This is a genomic window from Streptomyces sp. NPDC059567 (genome assembly GCF_042735655.1).
In the GTDB taxonomy this organism is placed as follows: domain Bacteria; phylum Actinomycetota; class Actinomycetes; order Streptomycetales; family Streptomycetaceae; genus Streptomyces.
Window position 1 is genome coordinate 1 of the sequence record NZ_JBHWBS010000009.1, and the last position, 12,308, is coordinate 12,308.

Consider the following 12,308-nt stretch of genomic DNA (forward strand, 5'->3'; position numbering starts at 1 on the left):
GTGGCACACGCTGGACCCGACCATAGGCAGACGGGATTTCTCAAGCATGACCCATTTGTTTCGCCCAAGTTAACCGGGGCGGGGCGCGCCGGCGGCGCCGACGAGCCCGGGGGGGGGCGCCCCCCGCCCGCGCCGGCGCCCCCCCGGCAGACCCCCGTACCTCAGGATTCACCGAGGTACGGGACTGGCTCCAGGCGCATCGCTTTCGCCGGATGGTGTGCCGGCGGAGGAAAGAGGAGCCGAGGGGCGGAGGGTTTCGGCCGCCGCTGCCGCCACGTTCCGTGCGTGATCGCGGGCGACGGCGGCCAGGGCGGCGTCGCCCAGGCCATCGGCCAGGCTGGCTTGCGCCGACCAGTTGTAGGAGCTGTCCGGCCGGAGCCCGATCCGTTCGCTGATGAGCGCACGGGCCAGTTCATGACGTCCGGACGTGAGCGCGGAGTCGAGAAGGGTCTTCTGGAGGGCGTCGCGCTGTGCGTGACTGCCTCCGAACTCGTGGAACCGGCGGCGCAGCGGCCACAGCAGGTCGACGACGGTGGTGTGCTTGCCTTGGGCGTGCGCGAGAAGCGCCTCACACGTGGGCAGGCCGATCTCCACGGTCATCCGGCGGTTGCTGACCGTGTCGGTACTCCCCTGGGTAAGCCACCGCCGCCGGTCGGCGATGAGCCGCGTCGCCTCCCCGAACCGCCCGGCGCCGGCATAGGACATGACGGCGTGTACGTCGTTGAACGCGTAGAAGGGGGGATCGGCTCGCGTGGCCCACGCGTCGGCCAGTGCCTCCCAGCGGGCGGTCGGCTCCGCTCCCGCGAGCCGGATCCGCCACAACAGCGCTGCGGCGTCCAGCAGTTCCATGGCCGTCCCGGCCGAATCGTCGTTGTGCAGGGCGGCGTCGTAGATGCTCAAGGCGGTGTCGGTGTCTCCGGCCTCCAGCGCGTAGAGGGCGTAGTGCCACCAGTTGTGGACGTTGAGGTAGTTGCCCCGCGCCCAGTCGTCACGGCGGGAGTCGAGATAGCGGATCCCTTCGGACACGCGTCCCTGCATCTCGTAGGTGTGGACGACGGCGTGGATCGCCCAGACGTCACGGGGGTTCTGCTCGACCGCGGCGAGACCCGCCTCCTCGGCAAGGCGGTAGTGGCCCGACTCTTCCAGCCCGAACGCGTACATGCCCAGCATCAGACCCCGGTGGTGTTCGTCGGCGTCCCAGGCGCCGAGGGCTCCACCGATGCGGTCACGCAGGCGGACCGCGTCACCGGTGAAGAAGTCCAACTGGTGCCCGACGGCCAGGGCGAGCGCGTCTGTCGGGTACACCAGGGACAGCTCCTCCAGCAGCCCGCCCGGTGCAGGTCCCCGGCCAGCCATGCCCCGGCCGCGGCAAGATGCATGCGCTCCCGTACGGGCAGGGACGGGACGTCCACACCGGCCGCGTACCGGTCGAAACGCCGGCGTGCCGTGACGGCCTCGCCCGGCTCGGTCCCCAGCATCCCCAGATAGACGGCGAAGGACTGGGCGACGGGTGAGGCCGGCCCACTGCCGAGGGCGTCGTCGACTGCCTGCTCCACGTCGGGGCTGAAGTGGAGCAGCGCCTCGACGGCCCGGTCCAGGTGCGCGGCTGTCTCCTGGGTGCACTCGTGAAGTGGATTGCCGTACCGGTCTGTCACCATCAGAGATCACCTCGGCGCGCCTGCGGGGGTGGTGGGGAACCGCGGCGGGCGTGAACGCACCCGCGACCACCATGAAGCCACCGACGGCCCGTCCGACACCACCCCGACATGCGCCATCTGCCGAAGTGCCATGATCCGCCCTGCCGTTCCACGGGTGGATCCTTGTGGGCCGGGACCGCTCTCCGCCGACTCCAGAGGCAGCCGGGGAGTGCTGTCGGCCTCCGAGCGGCTGGACGAGCAGCGCACCCTACGGGACTGGTGGTGCCGGCGGCTCACGGCGCGAGGCGCATGTGTCCACGTACCCGAGGCGTCTGCTCGCTCCGACGGCGCCCGCCTGCTCACCCCGCGGGCCCCTGCCATGCCGCTACTTGGCGTGCCAAAGCCCGAGGTTGTTCACGCCCCCGTCCGCGGCGCGTTGCAGCGCGTCCGTGCGGCCCAGGATGCCGTGCGGGAGGTAGCCGGAGCGGACTTCCAACGGCCACCCGTGCACCTGAACCGCGAGCGCGGCCAGAGCGAGGGTGTCGAGCGGCAGCAGCGACCGTGGGGCGGGGTCACCGCCCACGCTCTCCCGGTACTCGACGAGCCGGGACGCAAGGGCGCGCTCGAAGGCGCTCCGATCGTCGTCGAGCAGCACGCGCAGAAGCCGCTGATCCGGCGTCAGGGCGCCGACCGCGTCCAGCCGCCCCGCCGCCTCGGCGCACTCCGCCGCGTCCGGCTTGCGCAGGGGCACGGTCGGCCAGTCGCGGGGCAGGTGTCCCTTCGCCTCTGTCAGGTAGATGCACAGCGCCTCCATCGCGGCCAGGTCGGCCGGCTCCGACGTCGACGTCAGCTTCGAGTACGGCACTCCGTCGCGGATCGCGTGAGCGAGGTCGCCGCGCAGCAGCAGTCCGGTGACTCGCTGCCAATCCCACACCATGCCGCTGACCACTGTGGCCGCGAACGTGTCGAGCCACGTCCGGGCCGTGGGCGCCTCGTCGACGACGTCCTGGAAGGCGATCTCCTCGCTCGTCAGCTCCTGGCCGACGAGCGGAAAAGGAATCTCCTGGTCGCCGTTGGGCCAGCAGCCGAGGCTGATCACTCCCAAGGAACATTCCGCCGCCGTCCGCAGCACGGTGCGCGAGGGCTCGTCGAGCGCGGGATCCTCCAGAGCACGCGCGGCAACGTGGTCGAGCAACTCGTCGCCCATCTCCCGCAGCCGCCCGAGGGAGAAGGTGTCGTAGCACATGCGGTGCCACCGGGTGAACGCCCGCCCTTCGATGTCGTCGAGCGCCTGGGTCAGGCGTTCTTCGCTCACCTCGTGCTGTGCCACATCCTGCACGGCTCCGCCCCTTCATGATCGATCAAACCAGAAGCGGCCCGCTACCAACGGCCGACGAGCGGAGTGCGACTCCCCTACCGCCGGCCCGGGTCAGTCGGCTCGGGCGGCGGCGAGGGCCTGTGCGCGCCGCGGCTCTCGGTCGCCGCTTGGTACCTCCGCATCAAACTGGTGATCGAAATCGGGTGCGGCTGTGGCTATGATCGTCCGCAGCAAGGCCGTAGCGCAGAGGTCGTCGCGCCCACGCATCGAGCTGGAGGACGTCGGTTCGAATCCGACCGGTCTTGCGCCTACCTATATGTCGACGCGGACGCCGGGCCCCGGCGGAGGACCGGTGGAGTGGTGATGACCCAGCCGACAACGCCCGTACGCTGTCCCGCGATCGAGCACCCGGATCTGCCACTCGCCGACCCGGCGGAGCTCGGGCCGTTGATGACCCGTCTCACGGACACGCGTCCCGTGGCCGACGACGAGACCTTCCCGCTCGGCACCCTGCGCGTCGGCGGCCGGGTGGACCTGTGCAAGCAGGGCCTCGGCCCTGAGGGCGCCGCCCGGCTGCTGCCCGTCGCCGTCGCCTCCCCGCACTCCGCCCATCTGCTCCTCGGCACCAACTCCCTCGGCGACGACGGCGCCCGCTCGGTCGCCGAATCCCTGGTCGCCGCGCGGGACGCCGGCGCCTCCCACGGGATCCACACCCTCTACCTCGGCTGCAACCGCATCGGGCCGGCCGGCGTGACCACCCTCGCCGATGCGCTCGCCGACGACACCACGCTCCGCGCACTGTGGCTCAAGCGGAACCCCGTCCTGGAGTCCGGTGCCCGCACCCTCGCGGGGCTGCTGCGCCGTAACACGTCCCTGCGCACCCTCGACCTCGTCAACTCCGGCATCGGCCCCGCAGGCGTACGGGTTCTCCTCGACGCCCTCCTGGATCGCGAAGCCCCGCTCGAACGTCTCTTCCTCGGCGGCAACGGACTGACCGCCGCCGACGCGCCGTTGCTCGCCGCCCTCGTCCGCGACGCCGGCGTCCGCGAGCTCTACTTGCCGGCCAACCACCTCGGAGACGAGGGCACCGCCGTCCTGGCCGCCGCGACCGACCCCGCCCGGCCCGTGCGGCTCGGTCTCGGCGGCAACGGCATCGGTCCCGAGGGCGCGCGTGCGCTCGCCGACGCCCTCGACGGCATCGAGGCGCTCGACCTCGGCCGGGCCATGTCCGAACGCAGCCTCGGCTCCCTCGGCAACACCACCGGCGACGACGGCGCACGGGCCCTGGCCGCGGGCCTGTCCGGCAGCCCGCTGCGCCGTCTCGAACTGCGGCACACCGGCATCACCGGCCGCGGTGCGAAGAGCCTGCTGGCCGCTCTGCCCGACGGGCACCGTCTCGAGTACGTGGGCCTCGGCCCCGGCCTGCCCCGGCGCGTGAAGCGGTCCTTCGCCGAGCGGCTGCGCCCCGCCCGGCCGACCCATCCCGACCTGCATGCGATCGGCAGTGTGTACCGATGAGCCCGCGACCGGTGCCGCCCGGGGCCCTCTCGCCCGAGGACGCCGCGGCCTGGGCCCGCGTCCGCCGCTACGCCGTCCCGCGCTGGATGATCGAGCGCGCCACGGAAGCACGCGTGGCCGGCGACTGGAAGGCCGCCTGCGCCGCGGCCGCGTTCGACGTCCCGGACGCTCTCGACCCCGAGCGGATCGCCGACCGGTACGGGCCGGACGTAGCCGCCCGGGTGGCCGACGATCTGCGCCACCTGGTCCCGGACCTGCTGCGCTGGCACCTGCCCCGCAACCTCGGCGGTCACACGACGCTCACTCCCTGCCGGCGGATCGTCCTCGCCTCGTACGGGAGGTCCGGCCCCGTCCTGTCGGTCACCACCTCCCCGATGCTGGCGGGACCGCAGCGGCTTCCCCTGCATTTCGGACCCGTGCCCGCGCCCGACCTGCTCCACGGCCTGACATACGCCACCGAGGACTGGACCGCCGCCCGCCGCTTCTGGGACGACCGCCACACCGGCGAACTGCGGTACAGCGCGGGCTCCGCCGGCTCCGGCCGCCTGCCGTTCCTGCGCCCCGACGGCACACCGCTCAGCGCCGAGGAGCTGCCGGCCGAGGACCCGGGGACCGCCGACCCGGCCGCCCGCGCCGAGTGGGTCGCCGTACTCCAGGCCCGCGGCCACCACGCCGGGGCGTACGCCGCCGCCGGGCTGGACCTCGACCTCACTCCCCCACCACGGGGCCCTCGCTCCTACCGCGAGCTCGACGTCACCCAGCTGATCGGGTCCTCCACTCCCGACCTCACCCGCGTCGCCCCTGAGATCCGCCTCCTGGAACGGGCCGGACGCGGCACGCGTTTCCGCGTTCCCGTGGAGTGGCGTGGCCATCTGCGGATCGAACTCGACGCAGCGGACGCCGAGGGGGCCCCGGCTCGCGTCGTCGGCCGCGAACGGGACCAGGAGGACGGCGTCCCCCTGCTGCCCGGATATGCCTGGCAGCGACTGCCCGACATCGGTCTGCTGCGTGCGGGCAGGATCCGGCCCGAGGATCTGCACCCGCTGGTCACTGCCGCCCTGTTCCCCTGGGCCGGAACCACCGTCGGCCCGCCCGGGCCGAGGACGCCCGCGCCGGTCCGCGTCCGCTGCGGCGGCGCGTGGCACCAGGTCGAATCCCGAGGCGGTGTGCTCGACATCCCGCACACCGAGCAGGAGCGGCAGCGCGAACTGGCCCTGCGCGCCTTCGGTGGAACCGTCACCGGATGCTTCGCCGCCCAACATGCGTGGACCAGCGGTGAAGGACGGCTTCCGCGCGCTCTGCGGGAGCAGCGGCGCGAGCTGTTCCAGCACGTCCAGCACGGGGACACCCCCGCCGTCCTGGCGCTGCTCGACGCCGGAACGGACCCGCGCGTCCGCGACCGCATGGGACGCGGACTGCTGCATGTCCTGCACCTGCTCGACCACCGGAAGCTGCTGCCGCGTCTGCTGGCCGCCGGGCTGGATCTGGAGGCGAAGGACGGTACGGGCCGCACCCCGCTCCAGAACGCCGTCCACAACGGCGGGTCCGCCGTCCTGGTCAGGGACTTCCTCGGCGCCGGTGCCAGGATCGACGTGATCGACGAGATGGAGCTCTCCCTCGCCCAGGTCATCCGCCGTTACGAACGGAACGACCTGATGTTCCTGCGTCGCCGCGTGCTGAGCGAACACCCCGGCATCGGCTCCGAGTGGTTCGACGAGTACATGAGCGAGCGGGACTCCGAACCCGACTGGGACGAGGACGAGGCGCCGTCCGAGGAACCGGACCCGCTCCAGGACCGGGACAGCTCCGGCGAGACGGACCCGTTCGGTGAGCCGGATCCGTTCGGCGATCGGGACAGCTCCGGGGAGGCGGACCTGTCCGTTGAACCGGATCCGTTCGAGGAGCCGGATCCGTTCGCGGAGCCCCAGGGTTCCGGGCGGCCCGGCCAGGGCAGCTCGGCAGCAGAGGACGAGGACGTTCACGCATGACCGGTTCCCCTTCCGTTCCCGCGGTCCTCGCGGCCGCCGACGCCCTCAACGCACGCCTGCGCGTCACGCGCAGCGAACCGGCCGCCAATCCCCAACTGGAGGCCCTCGCGCTGGCCGTGACGGCGAACCAGCCCGTCCTCCTGTGGGGCGAGCCCGGCATCGGCAAGTCCGCCGGCATGGAACAGCTCGCCGCCGCCCTCGGCGTCCACCTCGAGACGGTCGTCGCCAGCGTCCACGAGCCGTCCGACTTCGCCGGGCTGCCCATCGTCGGCGACGACCCGGCCGCCTCGGGCGTTCCGATGGCCCCGCCGGACTGGGCCGTCCGACTCGCTCGTACCGGGCACGGACTGCTGTTCTTCGACGAGTTGTCCTCGGCGCCGCCCGCCGTGCAGGCCGCTCTGCTGAGGGTGGTCCTCGAGCGCAGGGTCGGCAGCCTGTCGCTGCCTGAGTCGGTGCGGATCGTCGCCGCCGCCAACCCGCCTTCCAGCGCTGCCGACGGCTGGCACCTCAGCCCTCCGCTCGCCAACCGTTTCGTCCACCTCGACTGGACACACGACCCGCGCACCGTGGCCCGCGGCATGGCCGGTACATGGCCCGAAACCGTCCTGCCCACAGTGGACCCCGGGCGCACGTCCGGCGCTGTCGCCCGTGCCCGCGGAGTGATCTCCGGTTTCCTGACCGCCCGCCCCGGCCTGGTCCACCACATGCCGAAGGAGGCCGAGGGCCGAGGGCGCGCCTGGCCCTCCCCGCGCACCTGGGAGATGGCGCTGCGCCTGCTCGCCGTCGCGTACGCGTCCGGCGCCGGACGCGAGGCGCAGGCCGCCGCCCTGATGGGCGCCGTCGGCGAGGCGGCCGGCATCGAGCTGCTGTCGTACCTGGAGAACCTCGACCTGCCGGACCCCGATCGCGTGCTCGCCGACCCCTCCGCCTTCGCGCTGCCCGAACGCGGCGACCGCCAGCTGGCCTTCCTCATCGCCGTGGTCGCCGCCGTGCAGAGCGAACCCACCCGAGCCCGTTGGGAGGCGGGCTGGGACGTCCTCGCCAAGGCCGTGGACGCCGGTGTGCCCGACGTGGCCGCGCGAGCCGCCCGCGACCTTGCCGTGATGCGCGAGCCCGGGTGGCCGATCCCGTCCGGGATCGATGCCTTCCTGGAACTGCTCCAGCTCGCCGGCGCCCTGCCGGGCGCGCGCTGAGCGGCCGCGCCATGCCCGTCTCCGGAGGGCCGGCCGACGGGCTGGACCGCGCCAAGCTGCTGGCCGCGCGCTACAAGGCGGCCGAGGCCCGCCCGTACCTCGCCTCCGCTCTCTACGCCTTGACGGTCGTCCCCTCGGCGCAGGTACGCACCATGGCCGTCGACCGCTGTTGGCGCTGCTACGTCGCACCCGCTTTCGTCGAGGCCACGGACATCGAGGAGCTGGCCGGGGTGTGGATCCACGAAGCGTCGCACCTCCTGCGCGACCACCACGGGCGGGCCGACCAACTGCCCGCGGCCGACCAGCGCGACCGCCTGCGGGTCAACATCGCCCAGGACTGCGAGATCAACGACGACCTGATCTCCGACGGACTACGACTGCCCGAAGGCCGCATGGAGCCGCGCCTGTTCGGGCTGCATGTGGGCCAACTCTTCGAGGAGTACCTGCCCGGCATCCCGGCCGCGTCTCTCCTCCCGGTGGACTGCGGGTCCGGCGCGCACGGCGTCCCGTCACCCTGGGACCTGGGGGAAGGCGGGGGCGACGGGGTGGCCGGCATGGGCCCCGTGGAGGCCGAGGCCCTCCGCCGCCAGACCGCCCAGGCCGTCCGCGCCCACCAGCGCTCCCGGGGATCGGTTCCGGCGGGCTGGCGGCGCTGGGCCGAGGAGGTCCTGGAGCCCACCATCGACTGGCGCAAGGCGCTGACCGGCGCCGTCCGCGAGGCTGCCGCGTGGGCAGGCGGTGCGGTCGACTACACCTACCGGCGCCCGTCGCGCCGTACTCCGGCCCTTGGCGGCCGGGTGGTACTGCCCAGCCTGCGCCGACCGCTGCCGCGCGTGGCGATCGTCGTCGACACCTCTGGTTCGATGGGCGAGGACGATCTGGCGGCCGCGCTGGCCGAGGTGTCGGGCGTGTTGCGCGAGGTAGGGGTCGGCGGCAATCGGGTCGCCGTCCTGGCCTGTGACGCCGACGTCCACGCCGTAGCCAGGGTGACCGCCGTGGACCAGGTCGAACTGGCAGGCGGTGGTGGGACGAACATGACCGTCGGCATCCAGACGGCGCTCGCCGCCCCCGAACCGCCGAACATCGTCGTCGTCCTCACCGACGGGTACACGCCCTGGCCCCCGGAACCCGTCTCCTGCCGCCTCATCGTTGCCCTGATCGGCCATGACGCACCCCAACCACCGGCCTGGGCAGAGACCGTGCGGGTGACTCCCTCCCCCTCCTGAAGGAGAGGAACTCCCCCAGGAGCGGGTTCAGCCGGTCATCCGGCCCATGGGTTCCTGCTCACACGGACCGGCTGACGCCGAGGGCGGCGGTCTGGAACCCGGGCCTCGCCGCAGGCGACGACATCGCACACCTTCGTCAGGGCGACTGGTCGGCTTCGAGACCGTATGGCTGGACGCACGGCGGACCTTCGGCGCCACCCGTCGCAGCGCCCCCGAACACAGACAGGTGACGACCGCCCCGCGTACCTGTTGTCGCTGGCCATACCGTCCGGGTCAGTCGCAGCTGCCCTCGCCGAGCCAACCCGTGATGCAGCCTCATGTCCGGATCTGCAGGGGATTCGTCATGGCGGCCTGGCAGTTCAGAACTGACGATGAAGGCCGTACCGGGCTCGCCGCGCAGCGAGGAAGGGAACCGTGGACGGCTCCACGAGTTCGCTTTCCGCTCCTTCGGCGCGCCCAGAGAACCCGACCCGTAAGGAGACATCAATGCAAGCCAAGGCAAGGAACATCACCGCGGTTGTGGCTGCCATGACTTCGGTTGCCTTGCTGGCAGCCTGCTCGGCCGGCGCCGAGGCCAAGGACGGCCAGGAGAGCAAGGGGACCAGCGGCACGGCTGCGGCGGCGCCCCCTGCAGTCACGGCGTCGGCGAGCCCGACGGCGACGAAGGGCTCGTCCGAGTTCCTCTCCTTCCCCTCGCCCAGCCGCACGTGGAAGGAACTTCCGGGGTCGGGTGGCGTGAAGTACGCGAACGTGCGCGGCGATCTCGCGGGGAACGGCAGCTACGAGGCGTTCGTGTCCTTCCCCGCCGGGAAGGACAATCCGATGCATGTCCACAGCCAGGACCTCCCGACCGTCGTCCTGAAGGGCACCTTCTACGCGGAGATCGACGGGAAGCGCGTCGAGTACCCGACCGGCTCCTACTACCGCCTCCCTGCGGACAATCCGCACCTGAGCGGCTGCGAGAAGGGAGAGGACTGCCTCCTCTTCCAGTACCAGGACGACCATTTCGACCTGGTGCCCGCCAAGACAGGGCAGTAGGCAAGGCCCGTCGAGGCCGACTCGGCCCTGCCTGCCTTTAGTTACACAGCCACGAAAGGAGAGCCGGCAATTGTCGTCCGCGAGGCTAGGCCATGCCGAGGGCGAGCTGGGCTGGGGCGTCGCGGTCGGCTCCACCACCCCACCGCCCGCCGGGCTGAGTCTCCCTGCTTCACAGTGCGGGCGCGTCCGCCGCCGGCGTCGGGCCCGCACTCCCGGCCGCCTGCTCAGGCCGAGCCGACGGCACGGCCTGAAGCTGCTGGGCGGCCTCGGTCGCGGTGTACGAGGACGCGAAGGTGAACGCGCGCGGGGACGGCCCGTGCGCCCGCAGGTCCGCCAGTCGCTCCAAGGCCTCGCCGACGGTGGGGAGATGCCCTGCGGGGACCCACCAGAGCACCATGTGGGCCTCGACGTGCCGTTCGAACCATTCGCGGCGCCGTCGCATGACGTCCAGGTGCCCCGTGCGGTAGGCGAAGTCCCACAGGGCCTCCTGGGTCTCCCACACCGACATGTTGATGATGACGTCCTCGCCCGCAGGGCGCAGGCCGGTTGCGTCGGCCGTCCCCTCTTCCACGAGCCGCCACACGAAGCCGGGCGTGCCGTCGGCGGCGGCGTTGACCGGATCGAGCATCTCGACGAACGGCGCCAGGCGCGGGTCGTCGAGGGGGTAGCGGAGTGTGGCGACGTTGAGTTGGGCGAGATGGTGAGCGGCATGCGTGGATGCGGTCATGGCCTCATCCCAGCACGGGGCGCTTTTCTATGTCAATCATCATTGTCTTTAGAAGACTCGACCACCACGCAACACTCTCCCGGGCGGGCGTCCATGCGGGCACGGACGGGACCGTCCGTGCCGAGCAGCCCCTCCAGCAACGCGAGGTTCATGCCGCAGACGAGCGGCGGGAAGCGTTCGGCGACGGCATGGAAGGGGCAGTTACGCATTCGTACGACGCTTGCGGCCTCCTCGGCCGCCTCCTCGCCACCTTCGGCGCCCTCGACGGATTCCAGGTGTGGCTCGTAGCCGCGGGCGGCCAGCATCTCCATGGCTTCTTCGAGGCCGCCGCAGGGCGCCGCCGAGCCGCGCAGGGCCTCGCCCTTGCTGCGCGCGGCCGCGCAGAGCCCGGCGTCCAGCCCGGCCTGCTCGGCGGCCTCGGCGAGCAGCTCGGCGGCGGTTCGGTAGTCGCGAGCGGGCAGCGACACCGACCGCTCCGCCCGTGACCGCGTGTACACCTTGGCGGGACGGCCCGCCCCCGGCCCCGAGCGGCCCGTCAGACGACGGCTACCACTCTCCAGCAGCCCGGCCTCAGTCAGCTTGTCCAGATGATGCGCAGCGAGCGCGCGCGCCACCCCGGCCGCCTCGGCGGCTTCATTGCGGCCGACCTCACGGCCCTGTGCCGCCACGTACTCGTACAGGCGGCGCCGCACCGGATCCTGCAACACGGCAATCGCATCGATGTCCTTCACCCGGCCATTCTAGGAACAACACAGGTTGGAGATAGAAAGGCGGGCCGCCTCGCCGATCCCGCCCGCAGCGCACCCCCCAGCCGCTCGCCCTGGCGACCGGCGAGCACGGCCACGAAGGACCGGCCATGAGCGGGCCAGAGCATCGAACTCGGCTAGACCGCGCGTGAGATGTCAGCGTGACGGCACAGGCATGGCGAAAACCGGTTGACCTGTGGTGAAGGATGAGATCGTGATCTCCAAGGAACGCGCCGTCGAACTCATCGAGTCCTTCCTGGTCAGAGAGCTGCCGACGTGGCAATGGAGTGGCCCTGCCCCCACGCCGGACATCTACCACGTGCGGGAAAGCGCGGTCGGCTGGCTCGTCTTCTGGCGCTCGGCGGAACAGGCCCGTGCCCGCGACGTGCGCGGCAGCTTCGTCGGCGGTCACTATCTGGTGGACCGGAACGACGGGAGCATCCACTTCGTGCCCGCCGCGTGTTCGCAGGACGAGGGCTGGGAGGAGGACTACCTCCTGCAGACAAAGGGCCTCAGGCCGCCTGATCCACTGGCCTCCGATGTCCGCGCGCTCGTCCGCTCCGCCGGCGTCGTGGCCGCGATGAACCACCTGCGCAAGCAGGCACCGCGGATGAGCTTGCAGGAAGCGAAGGTCTACGTCACGACCGTTCGGGACGGTGCCGAACCACCGGAGGAGCTGGCGAGCCTTACCCGGAAGGAGCCGAAGTGGCCCCTGCTGCCCATCGAAACGCTGGCTGGTCCGATCCAGGAAGGGTCTGGTTGACCTCCGGCTTCAGGCCTGCGCTCACCGCAACGTAGGGACGCGCCGCAGGCACGGGGGCCTTCACCCAAGCGAGCGGTGACCATTCACCACCCACCGACCAAACGGACAGTGTCGCGAGGCTCCGACTCCGACTCGGGACTCATCGGCCGCGAGT

At 71.9% G+C, this 12,308-nt stretch carries 10 protein-coding genes and 1 pseudogene; 7 read left to right on the forward strand and 4 right to left on the reverse strand.

Translation table 11 applies throughout. The features are described from left to right. Positions 1–168 precede the first annotated feature (168 nt). A complete protein-coding gene (locus tag ACFVZW_RS06870) occupies positions 169–1,305 on the reverse strand; it encodes a tetratricopeptide repeat protein (RefSeq protein ID WP_384517783.1) in 1,137 nt (378 codons plus the stop codon). A 717-nt stretch (positions 1,306–2,022) separates the two neighbouring features. Then, positions 2,023–2,976, reverse strand: coding sequence for an immunity 49 family protein (locus tag ACFVZW_RS06875; RefSeq protein ID WP_384517786.1), 954 nt, complete (start codon positions 2,974–2,976; stop codon positions 2,023–2,025). A gap of 211 nt (positions 2,977–3,187) precedes the next feature. On the opposite strand from ACFVZW_RS06875, the pseudogene ACFVZW_RS06880 reads away from it, so the two are divergent. The 6 genes and pseudogenes from ACFVZW_RS06880 (at position 3,188) to ACFVZW_RS06905 (ending at position 9,918) form a co-directional block, all read left to right on the forward strand. After that, positions 3,188–3,260 (forward strand): annotated as a pseudogene (locus ACFVZW_RS06880). 58 nt (positions 3,261–3,318) lie between these two features. Then, the gene (locus tag ACFVZW_RS06885; protein WP_384517789.1) at positions 3,319–4,473 is read left to right on the forward strand and encodes a gala protein; all 1,155 of its coding nucleotides are present in this window, start codon (positions 3,319–3,321) and stop codon (positions 4,471–4,473) included. Continuing rightward, positions 4,470–6,461 (forward strand): ankyrin repeat domain-containing protein, encoded by a 1,992-nt coding sequence (locus tag ACFVZW_RS06890; RefSeq protein WP_384517792.1) that lies wholly within the window; start codon positions 4,470–4,472, stop codon positions 6,459–6,461. Before ACFVZW_RS06885 ends, ACFVZW_RS06890 begins: the two co-directional genes overlap by 4 nt. After that, positions 6,458–7,654 (forward strand): AAA family ATPase, encoded by a 1,197-nt coding sequence (locus ACFVZW_RS06895; RefSeq protein WP_384517794.1) that lies wholly within the window; start codon positions 6,458–6,460, stop codon positions 7,652–7,654. The genes ACFVZW_RS06890 and ACFVZW_RS06895 overlap by 4 nt, the downstream gene beginning before the upstream one ends. A gap of 11 nt (positions 7,655–7,665) precedes the next feature. Then, complete coding sequence (locus ACFVZW_RS06900; RefSeq protein ID WP_384517797.1) at positions 7,666–8,880, forward strand: VWA-like domain-containing protein; 1,215 nt, start codon at positions 7,666–7,668, stop codon at positions 8,878–8,880. Positions 8,881–9,408: 528 nt separating this feature from the next. Further along, positions 9,409–9,918, forward strand: a complete 510-nt coding sequence (locus ACFVZW_RS06905) for a cupin domain-containing protein (protein ID WP_384517800.1) — start codon at positions 9,409–9,411, stop codon at positions 9,916–9,918. A 169-nt stretch (positions 9,919–10,087) separates the two neighbouring features. Here ACFVZW_RS06905 and ACFVZW_RS06910 read toward each other — a convergent pair whose 3' ends face one another. Together ACFVZW_RS06910 and ACFVZW_RS06915 are read right to left on the reverse strand one after the other, a co-directional pair. Then, positions 10,088–10,645 carry a DUF3291 domain-containing protein gene (locus tag ACFVZW_RS06910; RefSeq protein ID WP_384517803.1) on the reverse strand — a complete coding sequence of 186 codons (558 nt, stop codon included), beginning with the start codon at positions 10,643–10,645 and terminating at the stop codon, positions 10,088–10,090. Between the two features lie 32 nt (positions 10,646–10,677). Further along, positions 10,678–11,376 (reverse strand): helix-turn-helix transcriptional regulator, encoded by a 699-nt coding sequence (locus ACFVZW_RS06915; RefSeq protein ID WP_384517806.1) that lies wholly within the window; start codon positions 11,374–11,376, stop codon positions 10,678–10,680. Between the two features lie 229 nt (positions 11,377–11,605). Between ACFVZW_RS06915 and ACFVZW_RS06920 the strand changes: the two genes are divergently transcribed. Continuing rightward, positions 11,606–12,154, forward strand: a complete 549-nt coding sequence (locus tag ACFVZW_RS06920) for a YrhB domain-containing protein (RefSeq protein ID WP_384517808.1) — start codon at positions 11,606–11,608, stop codon at positions 12,152–12,154. The last annotated feature ends 154 nt before the right edge of the window (positions 12,155–12,308 follow it).